The 25,169-nt window shown below is 45.9% G+C and carries 19 protein-coding genes and 2 pseudogenes; 7 read left to right on the top strand and 14 right to left on the bottom strand.

The genetic code is table 11. The features are described from left to right. Nucleotides 1-4: 4 nt before the first annotated feature. From V6N89_RS01920 to V6N89_RS01905, 4 genes and pseudogenes are all read right to left on the bottom strand, one after another. Nucleotides 5-703 (bottom strand): DUF2982 domain-containing protein, encoded by a 699-nt coding sequence (locus V6N89_RS01920; RefSeq protein ID WP_346993330.1) that lies wholly within the window; start codon nucleotides 701-703, stop codon nucleotides 5-7. A gap of 151 nt (nucleotides 704-854) precedes the next feature. Continuing rightward, a pseudogene (locus tag V6N89_RS01915) lies at nucleotides 855-4,005 on the bottom strand (efflux RND transporter permease subunit). Beyond that, nucleotides 4,005-4,982 carry an efflux RND transporter periplasmic adaptor subunit gene (locus tag V6N89_RS01910; RefSeq protein ID WP_338519887.1) on the bottom strand — a complete coding sequence of 326 codons (978 nt, stop codon included), beginning with the start codon at nucleotides 4,980-4,982 and terminating at the stop codon, nucleotides 4,005-4,007. The pseudogene V6N89_RS01915 and the gene V6N89_RS01910 overlap by 1 nt, the downstream one beginning before the upstream one ends. Nucleotides 4,983-4,987: 5 nt before the next feature. Beyond that, a complete protein-coding gene (locus tag V6N89_RS01905; RefSeq protein WP_338519886.1) occupies nucleotides 4,988-5,146 on the bottom strand; it encodes a hypothetical protein in 159 nt (52 codons plus the stop codon). A gap of 215 nt (nucleotides 5,147-5,361) precedes the next feature. Here V6N89_RS01905 and V6N89_RS01900 point away from each other — a divergent pair, with 215 nt between their 5' ends. The 3 genes from V6N89_RS01900 (at nucleotide 5,362) to hemL (ending at nucleotide 8,455) form a co-directional block, all read left to right on the top strand. Next, nucleotides 5,362-6,009: a TetR/AcrR family transcriptional regulator gene (locus V6N89_RS01900; protein WP_338519885.1), complete on the top strand. Its 648-nt coding sequence runs from the start codon at nucleotides 5,362-5,364 to the stop codon at nucleotides 6,007-6,009. Nucleotides 6,010-6,156: 147 nt separating this feature from the next. Then, on the top strand, nucleotides 6,157-7,170 hold the full coding sequence (locus V6N89_RS01895) for an aspartate carbamoyltransferase (protein WP_346993329.1): 1,014 nt from the start codon (nucleotides 6,157-6,159) through the stop codon (nucleotides 7,168-7,170). A 4-nt stretch (nucleotides 7,171-7,174) separates the two neighbouring features. Further along, nucleotides 7,175-8,455 carry a glutamate-1-semialdehyde 2,1-aminomutase gene (gene hemL, locus V6N89_RS01890; RefSeq protein ID WP_338519883.1) on the top strand — a complete coding sequence of 427 codons (1,281 nt, stop codon included), beginning with the start codon at nucleotides 7,175-7,177 and terminating at the stop codon, nucleotides 8,453-8,455. Nucleotides 8,456-8,525: 70 nt separating this feature from the next. Here the strand turns inward: hemL and V6N89_RS01885 are convergent, their stop codons facing one another. The 4 genes from V6N89_RS01885 to glnK all read right to left on the bottom strand — a co-directional run bounded on the left by V6N89_RS01885 (nucleotide 8,526) and on the right by glnK (nucleotide 13,194). After that, nucleotides 8,526-9,452, bottom strand: coding sequence for a Dyp-type peroxidase (locus V6N89_RS01885; RefSeq protein WP_338519882.1), 927 nt, complete (start codon nucleotides 9,450-9,452; stop codon nucleotides 8,526-8,528). Nucleotides 9,453-9,602: 150 nt separating this feature from the next. Then, on the bottom strand, nucleotides 9,603-11,294 hold the full coding sequence (gene ggt, locus V6N89_RS01880; RefSeq protein WP_338519881.1) for a gamma-glutamyltransferase: 1,692 nt from the start codon (nucleotides 11,292-11,294) through the stop codon (nucleotides 9,603-9,605). 281 nt (nucleotides 11,295-11,575) lie between these two features. Beyond that, nucleotides 11,576-12,823, bottom strand: coding sequence for an ammonium transporter (locus V6N89_RS01875; RefSeq protein WP_202263291.1), 1,248 nt, complete (start codon nucleotides 12,821-12,823; stop codon nucleotides 11,576-11,578). Between the two features lie 32 nt (nucleotides 12,824-12,855). Then, nucleotides 12,856-13,194: a P-II family nitrogen regulator gene (gene glnK, locus V6N89_RS01870; RefSeq protein ID WP_012516988.1), complete on the bottom strand. Its 339-nt coding sequence runs from the start codon at nucleotides 13,192-13,194 to the stop codon at nucleotides 12,856-12,858. Between the two features lie 279 nt (nucleotides 13,195-13,473). Between glnK and V6N89_RS01865 the strand changes: the two genes are divergently transcribed. Continuing rightward, nucleotides 13,474-14,004: a hypothetical protein gene (locus V6N89_RS01865; RefSeq protein WP_346993328.1), complete on the top strand. Its 531-nt coding sequence runs from the start codon at nucleotides 13,474-13,476 to the stop codon at nucleotides 14,002-14,004. Nucleotides 14,005-14,250: 246 nt separating this feature from the next. On the opposite strand, the gene V6N89_RS01860 is transcribed toward V6N89_RS01865, so the two are convergent. The 4 genes from V6N89_RS01860 to V6N89_RS01845 form a co-directional block, all read right to left on the bottom strand. Then, nucleotides 14,251-15,657 (bottom strand): substrate-binding periplasmic protein, encoded by a 1,407-nt coding sequence (locus tag V6N89_RS01860; protein WP_346993327.1) that lies wholly within the window; start codon nucleotides 15,655-15,657, stop codon nucleotides 14,251-14,253. Further along, entirely contained in the window at nucleotides 15,617-15,808 is a 192-nt protein-coding gene (locus V6N89_RS01855) for a hypothetical protein (protein WP_346993326.1), read from the bottom strand. Before V6N89_RS01855 ends, V6N89_RS01860 begins: the two co-directional genes overlap by 41 nt. 197 nt (nucleotides 15,809-16,005) lie before the next feature. Further along, nucleotides 16,006-16,152 (bottom strand): helix-turn-helix domain-containing protein, encoded by a 147-nt coding sequence (locus tag V6N89_RS01850; protein ID WP_346993325.1) that lies wholly within the window; start codon nucleotides 16,150-16,152, stop codon nucleotides 16,006-16,008. A 35-nt stretch (nucleotides 16,153-16,187) separates the two neighbouring features. Beyond that, the gene (locus V6N89_RS01845) at nucleotides 16,188-16,733 is read right to left on the bottom strand and encodes an AraC family transcriptional regulator (protein WP_346993324.1); all 546 of its coding nucleotides are present in this window, start codon (nucleotides 16,731-16,733) and stop codon (nucleotides 16,188-16,190) included. A 107-nt stretch (nucleotides 16,734-16,840) separates the two neighbouring features. Between V6N89_RS01845 and V6N89_RS01840 the strand changes: the two genes are divergently transcribed. Further along, nucleotides 16,841-17,755 carry a DUF808 domain-containing protein gene (locus V6N89_RS01840; protein ID WP_338519875.1) on the top strand — a complete coding sequence of 305 codons (915 nt, stop codon included), beginning with the start codon at nucleotides 16,841-16,843 and terminating at the stop codon, nucleotides 17,753-17,755. Between the two features lie 334 nt (nucleotides 17,756-18,089). After that, entirely contained in the window at nucleotides 18,090-18,368 is a 279-nt protein-coding gene (locus V6N89_RS01835; RefSeq protein WP_338519874.1) for a hypothetical protein, read from the top strand. A gap of 283 nt (nucleotides 18,369-18,651) precedes the next feature. Here V6N89_RS01835 and mrcB read toward each other — a convergent pair whose 3' ends face one another. Then, nucleotides 18,652-21,012: a penicillin-binding protein 1B gene (gene mrcB / locus V6N89_RS01830; protein WP_346993323.1), complete on the bottom strand. Its 2,361-nt coding sequence runs from the start codon at nucleotides 21,010-21,012 to the stop codon at nucleotides 18,652-18,654. Between the two features lie 338 nt (nucleotides 21,013-21,350). Here mrcB and V6N89_RS01825 point away from each other — a divergent pair. Then, a pseudogene (locus V6N89_RS01825) lies at nucleotides 21,351-22,525 on the top strand (lytic murein transglycosylase). Between the two features lie 28 nt (nucleotides 22,526-22,553). On the opposite strand, the gene hrpB reads toward V6N89_RS01825, so the two are convergent. After that, nucleotides 22,554-25,160: an ATP-dependent helicase HrpB gene (hrpB, locus tag V6N89_RS01820; protein ID WP_338519873.1), complete on the bottom strand. Its 2,607-nt coding sequence runs from the start codon at nucleotides 25,158-25,160 to the stop codon at nucleotides 22,554-22,556. Nucleotides 25,161-25,169 lie beyond the last annotated feature (9 nt).

Here is a 25,169-nt window from a genome sequence, read left to right as displayed (position 1 = left end):
TGAGTTACTCATTCACGGCGTCTTGAAGTCTTGTTTTTTGGCAGGACGAAATAAGCTGGGCAAATGATTGCGCGTCTCTGTCTAACTCAGAACTTGCAATAAAAATATCAAACCCAAGCCGCTTTCTTAACTCTACCATTCTATGCGCCAGCATCGCTTTGATGCCTTTGAGTACCGTGCCGTCTTCCATTACATAATCTTTGTCATCAAACATTGATTGCTCGTAACAGCTACCTGAAGCACAATTTTCATCGGTATTTTGCATCAGCAAAGGGCGCTGCTCCATCAACAGATGGGTCGCTAGTCTAGGAGAAATGGTGCGAAGAAAGTCATTGTAGCTTTTTAGTTTAAAACCCACGGCTTCTAGCGGTACATGCTCAAGACCATGACGCACCTTTGGGCAATCTGCACGTTGCAAGTCGTCCCAATGAATGCGCCAGCTACCCAAACGATGCTGATAGGTAATGTAGTCTTTGGCTATTTCTAAACTATAATTTGGCTCGCGTATTTTGAAATAACCAATAAGTAAGCACACCAGTGCAGCGCTAGTGATAAAGATACCTGCCAAAAACAACCACTCTGGTAACAGCGTCAGCCATAGCGCTGCAATAACTAGCCCGATAGCACCGAATACGACGCTAGTGATACCGTTGCTTTTCGAAACGGCTCTAATAAAAATTGACCCATCGTTATTGCCAGACATAAAAATACACCACCAACATAATTACGGCCCATACCACATAGAGTCTTACACGTTTGCATTTGACACAATCAGTGTGCCACCAACGTTTAAACGCATTCACTTTGTTACCTTTAGATACGTGCCTATCGTGGTGTAAGTTTACCTCAATTTACTATGCATTAACGAGATTACGATGACGATATCGCTGGAAGGCGGCAACAATCGTAGGTGTAAACACCAATGACAGTATTACCGAGAAGCCAACGCCACCTAAGCCAATACAACGGCAAGCGGAGGCCAGAAACTCCCTTCGCTGAATAACAGTAAAGGTATCAGGCCGCCAACGGTAGTAAAGGTCGTCGAAAGAATGTGACGGCTGCAGCTCATCGTTTCCTCAACAATAGCCTTTGTATCGCCCTGTTTGGCTTTTGGGTTCGCATTAATGGCGGCAATAACAACAATCGAGCCATTAATCGCTACCCCTATAAGGCCCGCGCAGCCAAGCAAAGGATTGAAGCCAACAGGAAGGCCAGATATCCATAAGCTAAACATTCCCAGTCCAACTGACAAAATAGCAACCAACCCAATGACACCTGCCATACGCAAACTGGTAAAGGTAAGGATAAGCGTAGTTACCATAAGCACTAACAATACCGGAGCATAGGTCGCGAGTTTACCAAGCGCTTGTTGCTGCTCATCGGCATCACCTACCAAATGAATTCGATAACCTTCTGGCAATACCAGCCTTGTTTCGAGTAGCTCGCGTAGCTGATTACTCGCATCTATTGCTTGTACGCCTGGCAACAAAAATGCTTGAATTCGGTTTAACCGCTCGCCATCTAATCGCGTGATGCTACTTGTTGCAGGTTGCAGTGTGAGGGTTGTGACTGCAGCTAATGGCGACCATGAAATAGCGTTATCACCCGCTACAGGAATTGGCATAGCATCAACGCCAGTCACGTTTTGTCTAAATGCTTTGTCTATGCGCACACGAACTGGGATTTCTTCTGTACTCTCTAGCACCGAACCGCCTGTTATTCCCGAAAAATTAACCTGCATTTGGCTGGCTAATTCAGACAAGGAAAGCCCCAGGTAAGATAGGTTGTCGCTATCTGCGTTTACTTTAAGCTCTGGCTCACCCATAGATACACTTGCGGTGGATTGGGAAATACCGTCAACTTGTGACATTAGCATTCTCACCTGATCGCCAAGGTCGTTTAGAATGTTAAGGTCAGGGCCAAAAATCTCTACTTCAACGGGGGCTGCAATTGGAGGGCCTTGGCCAAATGCTCTCACGACAATTTGCACTTCTGGATGAGCGACATCCAAGTCTCGCTGCAACTTACCCACTAAGAGCGCCGCATTCTCAACGGTATTAGTTGTGACTACGGCATTGGCGAAGTAAGGCATGTTGTCGCGGGTCATCATTTGGTTGTAATACACCGATGGTGCAGAGCCGCCAACTAACCAACTCACCTGCTCTACGCCATCTTCAGACCTAATAGCGCTGTCGATGCGTTTTACATAGTGGGTAGTGTTCTCGATACTGCTGCCTTCTTTTGTCCACAAATACACTTCAAACTGGTCGCGGTCAGCACTTGGGAAAAACACATTAGCCAGGGTAGACGAGAGAACAAAGCCAGACAGACACAACACCGTTACTAAAGGCAGAACCAACCACGGCTGTTTTATCCATCTCCCTAACTGTTTGCTAAACGCCAGACTTAGCGAAGGCGCTTGAAGACCAACTTTCCACCACGAAGATGCCGCCTCAGATGTAGGCGACACGCCGTCATTTTTTGGCAAAAAGCGCGCCGCCAGTGCTGCAATAACCGTTAACGATATAAATAAAGACCCGATTAACGCCATAACTACACTGATGGCGATAGGACCAACAAAGTCGCCAATGTTTCCGTCTAACAAGAAGATTGGCATAAACCCAAGAATGGTTGTCAACGTCGATGCTAAAAGCGGCGCGAACAAGTGCGAAACACTTTTTGCCATTGCGCCTACTCGGGTAAGCGTTGGGTCTGTTAAGTTAATTCTTATTTCGTCGGTAATGACGATAGCGTTATCGATAAGCAAGCCAATCGCTATGATCATGCCGAAAATGGACATCTGGTGGATTTGCTCGTTGTAGAAGCTAAGGCTAAATAACGCAAATGCAGCACATAATGGCAGTGCTAAACCTACGATCCATGCTGCTCTAAAGCCCATGAACAACAAGATAACAAGCATCACTACGGCGCAACCCATCAGCAAATTCATCGACAAGTCTGACAAACGAGTAGCGGTATATTCGTTTTGCTCAAAGGCAATGGTAGCCTGCAATGTGCCGCTGAAGTCGGCATTAAACTTGTCTACCACCGCAAGTGCATTTTCGGTCCACACATCAGAACGCAACGAAGGCTGCATACGCGCTGCGACAAAGATAGATTCTTCGCCATTAAGAAATGCAACTTCATTGCGAGGCGTGGTATAGCTGCGCGTTACTGTAGCAATGTCTTCAACGCGCAAATAGCGGCCTTGATCGTTTACCAAGGGTATAGAAGCAATCATATTTACGCCATCTAAACCCTCACCCACAGTGAAGCGTAGGTTACTTTGTTCACTATTGAGCATTCCCGCTTAAGCAACTTCGGGTCGGCACGACTAATCAAGACGCTCACTTGCTGCAAATTAAGGCCTGTCGCTGCCAACTTTACAGGGTCAATACTGACGCTTATTTCTTCTCGAGGCGCTCCATATACACGAACCAATTCAGTGCCGTTAACGTTGCGCAATCTATCGGTAAGCTCCTGGGCTAGCCTTGAGGTCAAGGTAATAGGCGTGGTGTCTGGATATGTCGCTCGTAATGACAAAAGCAGCGTAAACGCAGTGGCTCCGCGTTTTTCATCAAATACCGGAGCCCTTGCACCTTCAGGAAAAGATGACGATGCCGCGCCAATAGCGTCACGAATTTCGCTAAACAATTCTTCGTTATTACTGTTATCTACCCAGTCTTGTGTTTCGATGAGGATGACAGATATTCCCGCTCGAGACGTAGATTTGACTTCTTTTATCTCAAATATTTCTCGTAACCGGTCTTCTAGCACGTCGCTAATCAAGGCCTCAACACGCTCTGCGGATGCGCCAGGGTATTGTGTGATAATAAGCGCATTACGGGTATCTATTCGTGGGTCTTCAATACGAGGAAGTGAACCTAGCGCAGATAGGCCCGCCGTAATCAAAATAACGAGACTCAGTACTAGCAGATGGCCTCGACGATAAAACAAGGTGTACCAAGGGTAGGCTTTGTCGCCTTCACGGTTAAACGGATTCATTAACGTGCCCCAGCCTGCTGTTGATTAGGTAGTGACACCATTTGCCCTGGTGCAAGTTTATGCGTACCTTCGTTTACGAAAATGTCGCCGTCTTTCAATGCACCTCTTACAAATGCGTTGTTACCATCGGTGTAAACCACTTCCACGACTCGTGCTTCAAGCTTCGACTGAGCATCACTAGATAAGACAAAAACTCGCCACAGGCCACGCAATCCGTTACTAAGCGCATTAACAGGTATCCAAGCCCCAGTTTCCTCGTGAGAGCGAAAGCCCGATAAAATAGCCATATCCCCCGGGCGTACACGTTCGTTGCTATTTAGCGTAACCAGTATATCTACCGTTCGGGTTTGCACATTTCGAGTAGGAAGTAATTGCGTAATTGTTGCAGCCACATCTGTAGCGCCCACGCGAACAAGAACAGGTTCGTTTATGTCAAACTGTTCAATGACGTCAGCAGGTACGGCAAATCTTGCTTGATACTTATCAATGCTGGTCAATCCAAGTACTGGACTCCCTGCTGCGACAACGGCGCCTTCATCAAAAAAGCGTCGGTTAACTACCCCATCAAATGGCGCAACCAACGCCGCTTTGCTAATTTCAACATCTAACGAATTTATGGCCGCTTCAATTTCACTAAGTTGGGCTTTTGATACATTTAAGCTTGCAGCGGTTTCATCTAAGCGCTGCGCTGACTCTAGCTTTTTCTCAACAAGGGAAATAGTGCGCTCGTTATTGACCTGTGCCAGTGCCAAATCGGCTTTTGCTCGCGCCAAGCTGGCTTGAAGCTCTTGTCGCCTTGCGTCTAATCGAGCAACGTCTTGCTGGGCAAGAACATCCCCTTTATTTACAACGTCACCTTCCTCAGCGAACATTTCAACCACTTGCCCACCAACGTCGAAAGATAAGGATGTGGCCTTTGGTGACTCTATAAGGCCGAAAACATTAATTGGTGTGTCGAAACCTTGTTGAATTTTCACTGTGCTTAGGTAGATACTGCGACTGGGACCCGCGCCTCAGGCGTTTGTGTCGCATTCCCTAGGCCAGCCATCATTAACAATATGAACAGGGCTGCTATAAACACAACTATAGAGATGATAAGTTTTAATTGGCCGCCTTTCGTTGGCACCTGCGCAGCAGTCATAACTTTTCCTTTATCCTTCCTGAGGCGTATTGTTGTATATCGGCAACAAATACAAGCCCTTAAGACCTAACTTTATGTTGATACGGCTTTAATCGACATTCGTCAATACGTGTTTAGCTACGTTTGCATACTCTTGCATACGCTTTATGCTATGCTAGTATATAAATACTAGACCGTCCAGTTTGATATTTATTAAAATTATAGAGAGATGTATTGTGGCAACGGCAAAAAAACAAGGTAGACCAAAGAGTGAAGAAAAAAATAGTCTTATTTTGGATGCAGCCTCTTGTTTGTTTTTAAAAGACGGTTTTGCCAACACCTCTATGGATACGGTTGCAAAGGCATCTGGGGTCTCCAAACAAACGGTATACTCTCATTTCGATAGTAAGGATTCCCTATTTCAAGCCGCAATAACCTCGAAATGCCGAACTTACCAACTTGATGCACAGCAGCTTGTAGAAGCATCGTCGGGTACGATGTCGTTTAGTGAATGCATGAAAAAAGTAGGCGCACAGTTTGTTCGTCTTCTTCAGGATAAAGAAGCGGTTGCCATGTTTCGGGTGATTATTGCCGAAGCCGCAAACAATACGCATGTGGCTAACTTATTCTATCAAGCAGGTCCACAGGCCTACCTAGCGACACTCAGCAGTGTGGTAGAACAATACGGACATGGAAAACTAAGTAAAGATTGCGCTCACGAACTAGCATTCGATTTTTGCTCACTGTTAAAAGGTGAATTTCACACCATGATGTTATGCGGTTTAAAAGCGCCTATGTCCGAGGAAAGCATCGAGAAATACGTGAGTCGAGCCGTAGAAAAAGTAGAGTTACTATTTACACACTATACATCTCAAGCTGACTAAACCACACATCAAGGCTATCTTGGGGAGCAACGGCAATAAATGATGATGTTTGTTATGTCCCTGACCTTATTTATGCCACTTGTCATGATGACTTAAGCAAGCGCGTATTATACACTAGCGCCGTTTTCGTTGATGATTGAGTGATTCATGTCTGACTTTACCGGTAACCACATTCTTTCGGTTAATCAATTCGATCGCGAGGCCATTGAGAAAGTGTTCTCAGTTGCCGATTCCATGCAACCCTACGCTCGTCGTCAAAAGCGCACCACCGTACTCGAGGGTGCTATTTTGGGTAATCTCTTTTTTGAGCCAAGCACACGTACTCGTGTGAGCTTTGGCACCGCCTTCAACTTACTTGGCGGTGAAGTAAGAGAGACAACTGGCATGTCAAGCTCGGCGCTGGCCAAAGGAGAGTCGCTTTATGATACCGCTCGTGTACTAAGCGGATATTCTGACATTATTGCTATGCGACATCCTGCCGCGGGCTCGGTTGCAGAATTCGCAGAAGGCAGCCGCGTCCCTGTCATCAATGGCGGTGATGGCGCTAACGAACACCCGACTCAAGCACTGCTAGATTTATTCACTATTCAGCGCGAATTAGAATACAACGGCCGCGGCATTGATGGCCTTCATATCGCCATGATTGGCGACTTGCGCTATGGCAGAACGGTACACTCTCTATCACGCTTGCTGTGCCTATTTAAAAACGTGCGTTTTACACTTATTTCGCCAAAAGAACTTGCCATGCCGCAGCCAGTCATTGACGCAATAGAGAATGCAGGTCATCAGCTTACGATTACCGAGACATTAGAAGGTAATATGGATGCTGATATCTGCTATCAAACGCGTATTCAGGAAGAGCGCTTTCCTTCGCAAGAAGAAGCCAATAAATATCGCGGTAAATTCAGACTTAATCAGTCTATTTACACCAAACACTTCCAATCAAAGACCGTTATTATGCATCCACTTCCTCGAGATTCACGTATGGAAGCCAATGAATTGGATAACGATCTAAACCTCAATCCAAACCTTGCCATTTTTAGGCAAACCGACAATGGTGTGCTGGTAAGAATGGCACTTTTTGCGTTAACGCTAGGTGTTGAAAACTTAGTGACAAAATACGAACGCGACGTGGTTTGGTACAGCAATAAGAGTAAGTAATTACATGCAAAAATCTGAAGCCCTTTTCGCCCGTGCGCAAAAAACTATCCCTGGCGGCGTTAACTCACCAGTGCGCGCGTTCAAGGCCGTAGGCGGCACGCCACGCTTTATCACCAAAGCTGACGGCGCATATATGTGGGATGCCGATGGCAAAAAGTACATTGACTATGTCCAGTCTTGGGGCCCAATGGTTTTAGGCCACAACAATGCCAAAATTCGTGAGGCAGTTATTGCCGCTTCACATAATGGATTGTCATTTGGCGCACCTACTGAAGCTGAAATTATTATGGCTGAAATGGTAAGCGAACTGGTTCCATCAATGGAAATGGTGCGCATGGTAAACTCGGGTACCGAAGCAACCATGTCTGCTATTCGCTTGGCGCGTGGTTACACCAGCCGCAACAAAATCGTGAAATTTGAAGGTTGCTATCACGGTCACGCCGATTCATTGCTTGTAAAAGCAGGTTCTGGCGCACTTACCCTTGGCGTACCTAGCTCTCCGGGCGTGCCTGCCAATGTAGCAGAGCATACGTTGACGGTTGAATACAACAACATCGATAGCGTAAAAGAGGTATTCGCCGCTCACGGAGATGATATCGCGTGTATTATTGTTGAACCTGTAGCTGGCAACATGAATTGCATTCCTCCTGTTGAAGGTTTCTTGGAAGGATTGCGTGCGGTTTGTGATGAATACAGTAGCGTACTTATTTTTGACGAGGTCATGACTGGCTTCCGCGTATCACGCGGTGGTGCACAGGAACGCTATAACGTAAAACCTGACCTAACGTGTCTAGGCAAAGTCATCGGCGGCGGCATGCCAGTAGGCTGCTTTGGTGGTCGCAAAGATATCATCACCCATATCGCACCAACAGGCCCAATTTATCAAGCAGGCACCTTATCTGGTAATCCAGTAGCAATGGCTGCTGGTCTTGCTGCCATGCAGCAAATTAGTCAGCCAGGCCTGTATGACTCTATTTTTGAAAACACGCAGGCACTAGTCGATGGTTTCCAAGCCATTGCTGATAAGCACAATATCAGTTTAACCACGAATGTTGCTGGCAGTATGTTTGGTATTTTCTTTACCGATGTCGAGAAGGTGACTAACTACAAGCAGGCCATCAATTGTAATACTGAACAGTTTAATAAGTTTTATCACGGCATGCTAAATGAAGGCGTTTACCTAGCCCCTGCATCCTATGAAGCAGGCTTTGTGTCTAAAGCCCACGACGCGTCTATTATCGAAAAGACACTTGCGGCGGCAGACAAAGTATTCGCTACTCTCTAACGGCGAATTAATAACGCAAAAGCCCCGATATCGGGGCTTTTTTGTACCTTTCTCTCAACTAACCAAACCACTAATCGTGAGACAACTTGGCTTGCTGTCGTATAAAGGCAATCGAAGGCGCAAAAAATGCTGCCCCTGTCTCAGCGCTGGTGAAGTCTAACCAACGGTCATAATCACCTTCGCCATTACCGTAAATTTGGCTATGCAACATATCTTTAAATGGTCTAGCACTCGCGCTACAACTTACAAAAAACAGTCCTTGTGACGCCATATCACCATAAGGCATACCTTGTTTTATCAGTCGCGGCGCATCGCTGTCAGGGGTTGCGCTACTTGCTCGTACGTTATGTGATGAAGCAGATTGTTCACTGCTTGCCAAATTGTGCTCTTGGGTGGTTCCCATCACTTGCTCTTGCTGGCGACTCGACAAACTTTGCCAGCGTCTTAGATCATGGCGATAGCGCTGAATGTGGATATAGCTTCCGCCTGCGAAATCTGGGTCGTCTTCGCCAATGATCGCAACTTGACGGCGCTTCATTCCCCTGGGGTTTTCTGCTGCGTAGATAAACCCATTTAAGTCTCTTCCATCCAAATAGCGAAACCCTCGAATTTGCTCAACCAATTCAACGTGTATGCGAAGCAAATCCATTACTTCAATGCCAACAGCGTGACAAATATCCAGTCTATCAGCTCGTATTTGAATGAAAATATCATAGGGCATGGTGGGCGCACTTCTATCTTCGCACTGCATATCAGGAAACGGCGTCAACTCGACAGGAATAAGACCAGGATAAACTTCAGTCCAATAGCTTGTCCCAATGGCTACAACACCTGTCACCATGGCTTCATAATGCTCGTTTTCAAAGTGCTCAAAAATATCTAACACGCGAGACAGTTTAGCTCGAACGGCTTCACTGTCATCATCAATAACATTCAGCATTAAATACTGTGCGTGTAAGTTAGGTTCAGCGCAAATACCTTTTTGTGGTTGTGTCATTGCCGCTCTTATTCTTATTAAAGTATGTATACCCAGCTTCTATCAGGGCCTTATTGAAAACTCGCGCCCTCTTTTCAAACATTCACCTGACACTAAGCGGTACACCCTTTTACCACGTGTGCTGTGATGCCTTTTAATTAACTAGTGTGCTTAATAGCCTGCAGCTTGTCCATCTTTTCGACTTTCAGACGCCCCAAAATAAACACCTTTTTGCTTATCCTTCGCAATGGCTTGGTAACCGCCAAATGCCCCGACCACGCGTTGTAATTTATGCCCGCGCTCCATTAACTCTCGCTGGACAGTTTCACTGAACCCTGATTCTAGGCTTACGTATCCGCCGTCCATCATGAGCGCTCCCGTCGGACTACTTGAGCCACTATGTAAAATCCGCGGAGCATCGCCAGCTTCTTGTAAGTTCATGCCAAAGTCGAGGATATTCACAATGATTTGTGCATGCATTTGCGGCTGCGTTCCTCCGCCCATCACACCAAAGCTCAGCACAGGTTCGCCATTACGAGTAACGAAAGCAGGAATAATGGTGTGAAAAGGCCGCTTTCCAGGGCGATACTCGTTAAAATGCCCGTCTTCCAGCGTGAACATCTCACCGCGGTTTTGCAGAATAAAGCCTAACCCTGGCGGGGTCATTCCAGACCCCATACCGCGATAATTACTTTGAATAAGTGACACCATATTACCGTCTTTGTCAGCAACGGTTAGGTAGATGGTATCGCCCTCATAAATGCCCGCATCTACACGCATGGCAGCTTTTTCGTTATCGATAAGCTTTTGCCTTTCTTTGGCATAGTCTTTTGAAATAAGCCAATCTACAGGAATATCGTTAAATGCTGGGTCTGCGTAAAACTTTGCTCTATCTTCAAATGCTAACTTCTTCGCTTCTACAAAAGTGTGTATATAGTCGGCAGAGTCAAACCCCATTCCTTCGATGTCGTATTGCTCTAGAATGTTGAGGATTTGAAGCGCTGCTATGCCCTGACCATTGGGCGGCAACTCCCAAACGTCGTACCCACGATAATTTGCTGATACAGGCTCAACCCACTCAGAGGTGTGCGATGATAAATCTTGGTATGACAAAAAGCCGCCCTGAGCTTTCATATAGGCATCAATAGTGCGAGCGATATCGCCTTTATAAAACGCGTCTCTTCCGCCCGTTGCAATTTTTTCGTAGGTTACCGCAAGGCCAGGGTTTTTGAATATGTCGCCCTTTTTCGGTAGTTTTCCATCTATTAAGAAGGTCTCAGCGAAGCCATCGTAATGGCCTATTCGCGCGTTATTCATTTCCCAGTAATAGGCAATAAGCTCTGATACAGGAAAGCCTTCTCGTGCGTATTTGATGGCTGGAGTGAGTAACGTGGACATTGGCAACTTGCCGAATTTTTCGTGCAACTCAAACCACCCATCAACGGCGCCTGGAACAGATACGGGTAAGGGTCCAAACTTGGGAATGGTATTGTGACCACGCTCTGCGAAAACATTCTTTGTCAGCTGCCGAGGAGAACGCCCAGAAGCATTTAAGCCCACTAGTTTTTGCTCTTTTGCGTCCCAAACGATGGCGAATAAGTCTCCACCCACTCCGCAGCCTGTTGGCTCGACAAGGCCTAGCATGGCGTTTGCGGCTATGGCAGCGTCAACGGCACTACCGCCTTGCTTTAAAATATCAAGCGCGACCTGTGTGGCCAGTGGCTGACTGGTGGCAGCCATACCATTTTGAGCAATAACTTCAGAGCGGCTGGCAAAGGGTTTACCAGTAATTCGATCATAAGCATGATTAGACACACTGACAAATACAAGCAATGCCGCCACTAAACGTACTTTTAACGCCATAGTTTTCCCTTAAGAGCAACAGTGCCTTTTTCCTTTTTGTACACCCAGACATAAAGTTTGCGTATACCGTAAAAGACACTCTTATTATTGTTTTTTCTCTACATTTATAAATGGATTAGAGCTATACATTCGTATTTTTCCTACCCACCCTAGTGTAGCGTTATTGTCACAATACGGCTAATACCAATGCTAAAACGAAAAAAGCCCCGCTGATGCGGGGCTTAAGTGAAGTAATGTAGGCATTATTATTGTTGTTGTCGTGTTGCCTAATCGTGACTTACTTACGAACGGCTGCTTGTAAAGTCTGGGTATGCTTCCAAACCACACTCGCTCATATCTACGCCGTCGAATTCTTCTTCTTCGCTTACACGGATACCCATAACCGCTTTCAGTACTAGCCATACCACTAAACTTACTACGAATACCCAAACAAAGATTGTCGCTGCACCAATAAGCTGACCAGTGATGCTTGAACCGTCATTAGTGAAAGGAACAAGGATAAGACCAAGCAGACCTACCACACCGTGAACAGAAATTGCGCCTACTGGATCATCAATCTTAAGCTTATCAAGACCAACAATGCTTAGCACTACAAGGATACCACCAAGACCACCGAATAGTGTTGCCTCTAGTGGCGTTGGCGTAGAAGGCTCTGCAGTAATCGCTACAAGACCCGCCAACGCACCGTTAAGCACCATAGTAAGGTCAGCTTTACCGAACAAAATACGCGCTACAATTAACGCTGCAATTGAACCACCCGCAGCAGCGGCATTAGTGTTCATAAACACAATGGCTACTGAGTTTGCACTTTCAACAGTCGCTGTAGCAAGTACAGAACCGCCGTTAAAACCAAACCAGCCCATCCAAAGAATGAATGTACCAAGCGTTGCAAGCGGAAGGTTAGCACCTGGGATAGCATTAACTTTGCCGTCTGCAGTGTATTTGCCCTTACGCGCACCAAGTACAAGCACACCTGCTAATGCTGCCGCAGCACCTGCCATGTGAACAATACCTGAACCTGCAAAGTCAGAGAAGCCTAGGTCGCCAAGCGTATACATACCAAATACTGCTTCGCCGCCCCATGTCCATGCGCCTTCCATTGGGTAGATGAAACCTGTCATTACAACAGCGAACGCTAAGAATGCCCAAAGCTTCATTCGCTCCGCAACCGCGCCCGATACAATTGACATTGCCGTTGCAACAAATACTACTTGGAAGAAGAAGTCAGCAGAAGGTGCATACGTTGCTGGGTCTTCAGCAACACCAGTTGCGCCATCAGCCATAATACCGCTTAGGAAAGGACCCCAGTCGCCGCCACCGTACATAATGCCGTAGCCACATACCATGTACATGGTGCAAGCAATCGCAAATAGTGCAACGTTTTTAGTTAGGATTTCAGTAGTGTTTTTCGCTCGAACCAAACCTGCTTCAAGCATAGCAAAGCCCGCAGCCATCCACATGACTAGCGCACCGCAAATTAGAAAGTAAAAGGTATCTAGCGCATACCCAAGTTCAAAAGTGATTTCCATTATTGTGTTCTCCGCAAATTCTTCGTTTTGGCTTACAGCGCGTCGCTATCCGACTCACCAGTTCGAATACGAACGGCGTGTTCAAGGTCGTAAACAAATACCTTGCCGTCACCAATTTTGCCTGTTTTGGCTGCGCCAACGATGGCTTCAACCAGGCGCTCTACTTGGTCGTCCTGAACTGCAATTTCCAGTTTGACTTTAGGTAGAAAATCCACCTGATATTCCGCTCCGCGGTAAAGTTCTGTGTGTCCCTTTTGACGTCCAAAGCCTTTCACTTCAGTCACGGTTAAACCGTCGATACCGATTTCTGAAATGGCTTCACGAACATCATCTAGCTTGAACGGCTTGATGATAGCTGTGACTAGTTTCATGAGATGCTCCCAGTTTATTTTGGTTATTTGTGCTATTCGCGTGTTTCTTGTTGTTGCTAAGCTAAACCAAGAGCCATGCCATAAATAATTATTCATATAAATCATATAGATAATCATATTGCCGCGATTTCACAGAAAAAACATTGCACCAAAAACGTGCACGCATGGAGATTTGCCCAACGATGAGGCGCAAATTTACCCAAGCGAGATAAGCGTACTAATAAGTATGACGAGTGTAGGACGGAACTATTTGGCCACTTTAGATGTCAGTTGATTACTATGACCACGATCACCGATTCTTTTTTTGCGCCCAAGCGCGATATGGAAGTCCGCAACACGGCTAAAAAAGCAACGTGGCGTTCCCTATTGGTGTCATCAAGCGTACATGTTTTGGGCTTTGTTTTAGTGGTGTTTCTTTCTCAGTATTCTCTTGAAAAAAGGCGTGACTATATTCAAACACAGCCTAACCAAACACCAATAAAAGCGGCGCTCTATTTTCCCACAACGGTTACTAAGGTAGTTGAAGATGTTGAAGATACTGTGCCATCAAAAGTTGAAGTACAGGATGCACCACAGCCGCAAAAGACCACATCAAAAAAAGAAGAAATTAGCGAGATAAAACAACAACCTAAAAAAACAAATAACGCGATAGCATTACCAGTACAACCTAAGCGCAAGAGATACCCACTACAGACACAACCACGACAAATGCCAATCAACGCGCTGGGCAGTTTAATTTCTCTGTCAAAGACGCCGCTACACAGTATTTTGATGCTTACAACAACGACCGTCTTGCGCAAGAAGCCGTAGATGCAGCAAGAGAGTACCAACAGCAAAAGAACAGCCCAACAATTGTTGACCCAAGAAAGGATAAACCAATTACTGACATTCCACCTAGACCAGTGAAGCGACTAAATTGCACGAATGGCGCCGCGAAGACGCTTGCTATATTGAGTGGCATCACCGGAGGAACACTTCAATGCACCAATTTGGGCGATCCTAATAAGTTTATTGATGCTCGGGTGAAAAAACGTCCCAATGAGGGGCGTTAATCATTTACTCTAGCTTGCCCAAGACGATCACACCGTCTTGTTCAAACATTTTCAATGACGTTTTCTTTGAATAAGTATTAAGCCATTTTGAAGAAAGCGCGTTGTACTGTTCAGACTGCTTAAAGCTATCAGCGGCAAACTTGAGTTTATTGACTAATGCTTGATTAGTCCCTTTTTTTGACATGGCCAAATACGTCGTCGCTTTTTGATAAGTGAATAGCTTTCTGAACCCATCGCATGCGTCATCTAAGCCGTCGCATATAATGTTTGCTCCTCCGTCTGATAAAAACAAAAAATCTGCTTCTTTATCGGTAAGGTGCATAACTACCTTATCCCACGAATCTGCTGTGACATCTATATGGCCTGCGGCTTTTACAAGTGCTTGACGAAAGTCGCCTTTCAAAACAGCAATACGACTGCCTTTTGGCAAGTCTTCAAGTGATGTGGCTCTGCCTTGATAGTCGGCGCGAACAAACACCGAATAAGCATTTTGCGTTATGGGCGTGATCCAATGGAACTCATCTTCCCTTTCAGGCGTTCTAGCCAGAGAAAAAACCAGCACATCAGGTTTCATAGCACTTTCAACAAATATACGTTGCCAAGGCGCCGTTAAAATGTCGGTAGGCAAGCTGGCTTGGCGCAAAATATTTTGTACCAGTTCGACAGCGTATCCCGTTAATTTTCCGCGCCTGCCTCTTTCGCTAAACAAAGGTTCTAGGTTTGTAATTACCCAAAGATTCGAGACATTGCTTTCATCTTTTTCAATTTTCCCCAGTGCTATTACACCTTCAATCTCGTTAGCATCACTGGAAATTTGAGTTAGAGTTGGAAGCCAGCGTTGAACGAGCGTTTCAAACGCTGGTGTTTGCGCAAATACTCTCGCCGTTTTGGTCAATCTATCTGCCATCGCCTTATTGGCTTCTGTCTTTGGCATCGCGATATAGCTGTATTGAATATCGTGAGTATGCTGTCTAGATATTGATGTGCAATTGAGGTTTCTCTGTTTGCAAATAACATCCATGCCAAACTCAGAGAAGAAGACGGCATCAACCTGCCCTTGAAGAACAGCTTCTATAGCTTGCCCCCAAGTGTCGTATTCAACCATGTCAAATTGTGAATATTCACTACCCAACTGGGCACGGTAGTCACCACGCATGACAGAAACAGAAAGGGTTTCATTTTGACTCGTCAGCACCGACAAGTTAATAGGCTTTTTGCCATAAATACCAATAACGTTTGCCGTGAGCGGTGCCAACCAATAAAAATTGTTTTCCCGTTCCTTGGTTCGCCCTATTCCTGTCGCGACTATCTGCTCTCCTAATTTCATACGTTCAATTAAGCGAGCAAATGGCAAAGGAGTGACGTTAGCCTCAATACTGAGCGGCGTTGAGAATAGCGCGAGCGTAGTCAACAGAATAACCTTCAACGGTTCCGTCTTGCTGAAATTCACTAAAGACAGGCGTATTACCGGAAAGAACTACGAGAGACTCGTCAGCATGGGTTTTCGCCATGGAAAGATTGACTAACAACAAGCAGCTCAGTATTAACCAACGTAACGCCAATAGAAATCTCTCCTTGAATAAACTGATGCAATAGTAGACTAAAGCGTAAATGAAAAACAAACAGTATCTGTTGGTCGTACCAATAAAGCATTGGCTAATTTAATGTTGACCAAAAGGGTCGATCAGCCAAATTTTGTTTGCACCTCCTGGTTTGTATAAATGCTGTTTTTCGCATTCAAGTAACAGTAGGAGCATGTCTATGAGCGTTTGTAAAATCCTGGCGGCTGTCCATAGTAGGCTTTGAAACGGCGCGTAAACGAGGTGACATCGTCATATCCAACAGACAGTGCTACAGCCAAAGTAGGCGTGTCGGTATTGGTTAGCAGCGCTTTAGCTTTTTCCATTTTTGTCTTTACCAAGTAAGCCCTCAAGCTTAAGCTTAGGTGGTTGCCTTAAAACGCGCTTTAAACTGTGTTGTTCCCATGCAGGCAATATTTGCCAGTGTATCAATGCTAAGATCCTGCGTTAGGTCTTGATGAATGTAACTAATTACGGGTGTTATGCGCTTATCAATGTCTGCGCCCTTCTCACAACTGCTCAATAGCGCTAAAAATAACGCTATGGTTTCATCAAGCGCCCCGTCAGTAGAATGATTGAGTTGCGTATCAACATAATTCAGAAATGCTTGAAACACGTGATTCACTTGAAATATAGGTTGACCTCTATCTTTCAAATGTTGTGGCACGTCTAATAAATCAGCAACGACAAATTTGCACAAAGCCTGCGCCTTGAACATGTGAACTTCGTGTGGGGCAATGCAGACCCCTTGCCCCACGCCTACCTTGCCTGCAAAGTTATCTAGCTGAATATCAATGTGCCCATTGATAGGAAGCACCAGCTGATAAAACGAGTGCGCATGACTTCGCATGGTCTTCGTGTAAGACCGAATAGACAAAGAAGGTACTGAATAACTAGACATATTCATTATTCTGCCGTACTCCATGATGTTAGTGCAAACGACAAATGCATGTTGCCAATACTAAGTTTCAACGCGTATGCTTTACGAATAACCATGATAAAAGGAAATTCACCGTGGCCGCAGCCAATTTACTCGCGCTTCTAGATGATATCGCCACCTTGATGGACGATATCGCTACAATGTCAAAAGTTGCCGCACAAAAAACAGCGGGGGTATTAGGAGACGATTTAGCTGTAAATGCAGATCAGGTTCAAGGCGTCAAAGCTGACAGAGAGCTTCCTGTTGTATGGGCGGTAGCAAAAGGCTCTTTGCTCAACAAGGCTATATTAGTGCCTGCGGCGCTGGCAATTAGTGCCTTTGTTCCTTCTCTTATTACTGTTTTATTAGTATTGGGTGGCCTGTATTTATGTTTTGAAGGGGCGGAAAAACTGCTTCACAAATACCTACCCCACGAAGATGAGATTCAACACCGCGAGGCACGAATAGAAGCATTGACTCATGAAGATGTCGATATGGTTGCCTTTGAAAAAGACAAGATAAAAGGGGCCATTAGAACGGACTTTATTCTATCTGCTGAGATTATTGTTATCGCGCTGGGTACCGTAAGTGACGCCACATTAACAACACAGATTGGTGTACTGGTTGCACTTAGTTTAGCCATAACACTTGGGGTATATGGTTTAGTTGCGGGGCTGGTAAAAATGGACGATGTGGGGCTATATATGCTTCGCAAATCTCTGACAGGCTCTATGAATGGGCTACAGCGATTTATTGGCAGAGCCCTACTAGTAACCGCGCCTGCACTTATGAAAACACTGGCAGTGGTAGGTACCGTCGCTATGTTTTTGGTAGGAGGAGGCATACTTACTCATAGCATTGGCGTTTTGCACCATGTTACCGACTTTTTTGTGGCGCTATTACCCAGTATGACGCTGCTCATGTCGATTTTAGCCGACGGTGTCACAGGTATCGCTGCAGGTGTTGTGATAGCCCTGTCAGTAGCGATGTTAGGTAAACTCAAACGCTAATTATCGCAATAGTCACTCTTTTTTAGCCCAATACTTTTAATGCATCACTGTCAGCTGACGGTGATGCTAGACCAGCATTAGTCTTTTTGACCAACTCTTTTTAGAAATGACCAAATATTAGCATTTGGTCATTCCCACCTTTGTCATCTCAATTTTTATTTTAAAAATAAAACCTTCAATATCAATAAGTTAGCTCATTTTAAAAAATTGGCACGTCCCTCGCTATAAACTAATTGTTAATTGATAACGACTTAATATCGAAACCTTTGCAATACGATAGCTGCCACGCAGTATGTTTCAGTGCAGTGTCTAACTTTTTATTTTGGAGATTATTATGTTTACCGCTCGCAAACTTTTCACTGCATTGACTTTAGCTACTAGCGTAATGAGTGCAGCAGCATTTGCCCACGAAGATAACGTGGCGGCTTACACCGACTACATGGTTGAAAGCGCTGTAATGGATGTTAAACAAAACTTGGATCTAGGTGTGACTTACGACGTGCTGACGGCAAGCCATAAGTTTGAACCAGAAGCTAGCGAAGATAATACGTTGGTTGCTGACATTACCATAACGCCTATTGAGCCCGTGAGCTTGGATGATAACGACGCATAAGGAGTTTGCTATGTTGACTGCTTGGTACACTTTTCATGTTAGTACTCGGCCCGTTTATCGCTTTTATCGTCAGCGCCCTTTTGTTTTCAACGGCGAGGCTGTTTTTACAAAAAGGACACTGAAATCGCGTTAAACGGACGATGTCAGGAGGTAGACCTGACTTCAAGGACTAGGTTCCCATTTGCCTTCCCTGGGCATTTCCGCTCCAGAGGGAGATAGAAAGCACCAAGTAATCGACTATAACCAAGTGATTGTGTTTTCTATCTTCTTCCTGGGGCTTTTTTTATCCGAAAATACGCTCCCACCAGCTTTTTTCTTTATCACTTTTCTTGTCTTTGACCGGGCGCCCGGCACAGTCTTGTTGAGGCGGCGGAAGCACATCCAAAATAGCAGGAACACTTAAGCTCCCTGCACACCCAGCAACAACAACTTCCCCCGATTTCGCATTAAAATGGGCAATGCCTAGCCCCTCAGGAAAACGACGTGATAATGATTTTGGCGATTGCGAACGCATATAGTTGATGAAAACAGGCAGCGCGCCACCAGCGCCTGTAAGGTTAATGGGTTGGTTATCATCGTTCCCCACCCATACCGTAACAACATGGTTTCTATCAAAGCCACTAAACCAACTGTCGCGATAGTCATCCGTTGTTCCTGTCTTGCTTACCATATTTATATTGCCAAAGTTTGCCCCTACTCGCTTCGCCGTGCCTTGTGTTGTCACTTTATAAAGCGCGTAATTGAGTAAGTAATTTGCAGCTTCATCTGTACGCTGCGCATAATATTCTGCCTTTTTCCACAACAGCGCATTGTCAGCAGTCACTACCGACGTTACGGTGTGAAGGGGTATATATCGTCCGTTGTTTGAAAGCGTTTGATACATTTGGTTAGTCGCAAATGGTGTCAATTCAAACGCCCCTAATGTTAAAGAAGGTACCCTTTCCATTGGCGCCGTCACGCCAAGACGTTCAATAGTGTCAGCAATAGCGTCTAGTCCAACCTGCATTCCCAAATTAACGGTGGGAATATTGAGTGACTCAGTCAGCCCTTGCAGTAGCGATACTTGCCCTCTGAATTTTTTGTCGTAGTTCTGTGGCGACCATTGTTGGCCATTCTTGCTCTCAAGAGTAATGGGCTCATCCCCTAGAGGGCTTGCTAGATTAAACTGGGTAGGGTCTTCAAGCGCCGTTAGGTACACTGCGGGTTTTATTAATGAACCAATTGGACGTTTGGCCTCAAGCGCACGATTAAAACCTTTAAATTCGTAGTCTCTATCCCCTACAATTGCGCGCACTTCGCCACTGGCACTATCAGTGACGACCATGGCCCCTTGCAGCGCAGCCTTTCTATCTTTTTGCAGACCGGACAAGGTTCCCGACAGCGCTTTCTCCGCGCGGCGCTGGGCTACAATATCCAAGGTAGTAAATACTTTCACGCCAGAATCTCGCAAGCTTGGCTCGGCTAGGATCTCGTTAAGTTCTCTACGAACTTGCTCCATAAATGCAGGGTGCTTTCCACTGGCAAGACTTGCACCACTAGCTAGGCCTAATGGCATGTTTACGTACTGTTCGTATTGCTGTCGATTAATTTCGTTTTCGTCAAACAACATCCGCAAAACAAGATCTCTGCGCTCTTTCGCGCGCTCTGCAAACTTACGCGGGTTGTAATACGAAGGCCCTTTGATGATAGCCACGAGTGTCGCAATCTCGGGAACACTTAGTTCGTTAGCCGGGCGATCAAAGTAGAAGTAACTTGCCAAGCCAAATCCATGTACCGCCATGCCTCCATTTTGTCCAAGAAACACTTCGTTTAAGTAGGCTTCAATAATTTCAGACTTGCTATATCGAGCATCGATAATGATGGCCATTAACGCTTCTTTTGCTTTTCTGACAATGGAGCGCTCGCGGGTGAGAAACATGTTTTTCACCAACTGTTGCGTCAAGGTACTACCACCTTGAACTGTGCGACCTGCGGCTATATTCGCCATTAGCGCTCGAAGAATAGAAAGAGGCGCTACACCGTGATGGTTATAAAAGTTGCGATCCTCAACCAGCGTTAGCGCTTTTGGAAGCATGTCCGGAATAGTGTCAAGCGTCACCAACATACGGTCTTCTCTTGAGCCACTGGTCATTCTAGTTACCAGCCATGGCTCTAATTTAACCGCACCAAAAGGTCTATCTTGCGATTTGTCATATATTTCACCAATACGACTACCGCTCCACGTAATAACTAAATGGCGCAAAGGCTCAGCACCTTGTGGGAACTGAAACGCCCTGCGCTGAACATGTAGTACTTTATTTTGATAACTGTATTCTCCGCTACTGTTGGCAAAAACTACTTTTCGGTAGCCAAGCAGATTGAGCTCATCAATGACTTCTTGCGGGGTAATCTCTTCTCCCTTACTAATCTCAAGGGGCCGCGCGAAAATCTGCGCTGGCACTTCCCATTTATTCCCCGAGAACGAATGTTTAATTTGAGCATCGAGATAAAATGAATAAGCGCCGACGACAACAATCATTACTAAACTTAAACGCCAAAATAGCGTGAGCATCCAGTGACGCTTTTTCGCCCCCGATTTTGCTGATGTCGCCGTGGTTGATTTCTTTTTTGAAGATGAAGAGGTATTTGATTGTCTTTTTGCCACAAGAAAACGCCATGAAGAGGTTATGAATGCTTTTGCCACATCAACGCGTCTAACGCGAAATCAGTGTGTGCCAGTAACATTATCATTGTGACCAACTTGCAACAACTGCAAAGCGGCGCAGGCACAAAGAAAAAGCACAACTTAGTTTTACCTAGCAGAAAGGGTTTCACCAGTCGCTGTGAATTTTACTCGCGTTTCGCAGTCACAATGCGATAGCATGCATTTACGCAACACAGGAACGGTACTATGCGCTCAGTTTTTTTAATTCTTTATCGTCTTTTTCAATATCGCGTTCGCGTAACTCGCTGCGCAAATCTCTCGCGCTTTTAATTGGCTGTATGTCCCTAAATAATGCACTGGCAAATGAGCAGTTTGCTCAATGCACCGCAACGCTAGCTGACAAAGCGCAGCAAGAAGGTGTTAGCCAAACAACCATCGACGCCATTTTTCCACACTTGGTGCATCAAGACCGCGTGATTGAGTTAGATAGAAGCCAACCCGAGTTTGTTCAGACATTTCCCGGTTACTTTAGCAAGCGCGTCACTGATTGGCGCACAAATAAAGGGAAAGAGATGTATGCGAAACACAAAGACTTACTGCAAAAGCTAAGCGACAAATACGGCGTTCCTCCACACTATCTTCTGGCTTTTTGGGGACTGGAAACCAATTTTGGAAGCTACAAAGGGAAAATGCTTAGGTTCTGGATTCGCTGGCGACTCTTGCATGCGACAAGCGACGCAGCACTTATTTTACTCAAGAGTTTTTAGTCGCAGTGAAACTCTTTGAACGCGAACAACTCACCCGTGAAGAAATGGTAGGCTCGTGGGCTGGCGCAATGGGCCACACGCAGTTTATGCCTTCAGCTTACACCAATTACGCTATAGACGGTGACGGCGATGGACAAGTCAACCTATGGTCAAGTGAAGAAGATGCGCTTTCATCTGCGGCGAATTTTTTAGCCAACCTGGGATGGGAAGCCGGATACCGTTGGGGGCGCGAAGTGCAGCTACCAACGAATTTTGACTATCAACAGTCAGGGTACAAAAACCGCCAATCACTAAGTGAATGGCACGCGCAAGGCATAAAGAAAGCAAATGGCAGCGAATTAGGTGAAGGTGACACTAGCGCCTACGTTATTGTGCCTGCAGGCCACCAAGGCCCTGCGTTTATAGCATATAAGAATTTTCGCGTGATCATGCGTTGGAACAATTCCGAGTTTTATGCCATTGCAGTTGGCGTTTTGGCAGACAAAATTGCAGGTGCGTCAGGTATTAAAGCGTCGCTTCCTGACCTACCTGCTTATAGTCGCAAAGACATTATTGCGCTTCAAAGCAAACTCAATGCACTTGGCTTTGACGTGGGTAAGCCAGATGGCATTATTGGTCCTGCGACTCGCGAAGGCATTCGCAACTATCAAATTGCTAACAACATGATTGCTGATGGCTTTCCAGGGCTTGATGTTATGGCTGCCTTGGACGTTTCGCTTGAGCGCGATAAAACAAACGCATCTTAGCGCATAAGGCGCGTTATCTTTTATCACTCTACATATGTTTTTTTGTCTTATGTGTGGGTGACGCATTGGCCGGATCATCTGGCCAAAAATGTTTTGGATAACGCCCTTTCATCTCTTTTTGAATTTCTTTGTAGCTTCCCTGCCAGAAAGCGCCTAAATCACTGGTCGTTTGCAAAGGCCTACCAGCGGGCGATAACAATTCACAGACCACCGTCACTTTCCCGTTCGCCAGAGTGATAGGTTGGTTTTGCGAATACATCTCTGTCATTTTGACACTAAGCACCACATCGCCACTTTTTTGATATTTTAGCGGCGCCGCTCTGTTCGTAGGCAGGGGTATCGCTGTTGGTAATAATTTAGCAAGTGCATCTTGCTGGGGCCAAGTCAGTCCATTGTTTAATGTCGTCTTCCAAGGCAGACTCTCTAGGGCTTTTAGGGAGTGGCATTGACCTAATGCTTCGTGCATCCCTTCGCGAGCTGAATTTAGTAAAGCATTTAAGGAACTTGGCCATGGCTCATAACCGTCAAATGCGCTTGCCTGATAAAGATCTAGCTTTGACGCTAGCAGTACCCGATACCACCATTGCCAGTCGTCTTCACCTAGTGGCCATTTATCGATGGTTAGGTTATCTAAATAGGCTATCCACGCATCAACAAGAGCGCCTTTCCAAAATGCATTGTCCTTCGCTTTTTCCTGCCCTGATACAGGGCGACTATTGAGCGTTATGGCATAAAAACCTTGGCTCACACGCGCTTCCATTTGTCCGGTTTGAGCATTTAGGCTCACGTTCCGTCGTTCGCGAAATACATTATCAAATGCCGTACGCAGCCAGTTTTCGGGAACGGCTTGCGCCAAGTTGATAGTTACTGTGCTTCCTAATAACTGCCCCTCTAGCACAGCAATCCACTGCGCATCAAACGTATTTGCGTTTGCGGTATAGTGCGACGCCGCGGGAGCACTCTGCCAGTTGGCACCTTTGCCGCTGGCAAGTTTGTATTCTCTCTTTTCAGCTACTTCAGACGTTCTAGCAGACGCGAGCCTTGAATAACCCACCTGCAATGGAAATGCGATTGCGATACACAAGCCTAGTGCATCCCCCTCTAGCGCATTGATATCCAGTTGATTCGCATCTAAACCAACGTACTTTGCATAACGTTTAGCCTGCTTAATTAGCTGATGCCGCACATTTGCACTGGCTTCTTTGAGCGATGTCAGCGCATCGCCTTGCTGAGGCAAACCACTTGAGTTTTCACTTAAGGCAACCACAAAAGGCGCGGCATGTTTAAGCAAGTGGTTTGTTTTTTCATCAAACCCTTCTACGCCATCGCGACAGAGCGAGAGCAGGTGCGCAAGATGCGGCTGGCACGGCAGTTGAGCAAGCTTACGCCCATAGGTCGTTATTAGATTATCTTGCTCAACCGCATTAATACGACTGAGCTTAGATTTCGCTGCTGCAGTTTGCGCGGCTGAAGGTTTTGTTAGCAAAGCCATAGTATCTGGCGTGCTTCCCCATGCGTAGGTATCAAGCAATAAGCTACTCACGTCTTCTTTTTCTATTTGCGCTTCACTAAATTTTGCCAGTCGCTCGTAACTGTCTTTGCTACATAACCTATAGCACACCCCTTCGCTTACACGCCCTGCACGTCCCATCCTTTGAATAGCGGAAGCCTGAGAGATGCGCTGCCAAGCCAATGCCGTAATATCGCTTGCAGCATGATAATGAGCGCGGTTTTCCCACAAGCTGTCGATGACAACGCGCACCCCTTCTATTGTCAAACTGGTTTCTGCGATATTAGTAGAGAGGATAACTTTTCGCCTTCCGTCGGGGTCAGGCGCAATAGCGGCTTGCTGTAATTCTTTGCTCAATGCACCGTAAAGACGATGTAGCGCTACGTCCTCCCGCTCAATTACAGAGGATAAACCTCGCGCCACTGCGTTAATACTGCCTCTACCCGGTAAAAAAACCAGCACGTCTCCGGAGTGCGTAAGTAAAGTGTGCTTTACCATATCAATGGTGCGAGGCACAACGTCACTTGCGCCACCGTCTTTGCTGTAGCGGACATCGACTGGAAATGTACGCCCCTCGGTAAATAAAGTTTGTACATCACATGCACTGTGATCTTGTAAAAGCGCAGTAAGGGGGTCGACATCCAAGGTTGCTGACATGATGACAAGCCGTAAATCTTCACGCAGCCCGGCCTGAACTTCTAGCGCGAGTGCTAAGCCAAAGTCGCTGTGAATACTGCGCTCGTGAAATTCGTCAAATACAATCACCGAGACACCGTCAAGCTCGGGATCTTGCTGAATCATTCGAGACAAGATACCTTCGGTGATGATTTCCAACTTAGTGTCGCTAGACACCTTGCTTTCACCTTTTATACGATAGCCAACCGTTTTTCCCACAGGCTCGCCTAACTGCTTTGCAAGATAATCAGCAAGGTTTCTTACGACCACTCTGCGCGGCTGCATTAGCAGCACTTTCCCTTCAAATTCTGTTAGCAGAAGTGCTAGGGGCAAAACCGTAGATTTACCTGCACCTGGTGGAGCACCAATAATAACATTGTGTTCATCGATGGCCTGTTGAAGTGGTGACACCAGTGCAAACGCAGGAAGATGTGATAACGGCTGTAACATAAAGAAAAC

Source organism: Alteromonas gracilis (assembly GCF_036870955.2).
In the GTDB taxonomy this organism is placed as follows: Bacteria; Pseudomonadota; Gammaproteobacteria; order Enterobacterales; family Alteromonadaceae; genus Alteromonas; species Alteromonas gracilis_A.
Note: the sequence above shows the minus strand (reverse complement) of the source record. Positions and strands in the feature narration are given on the sequence as shown.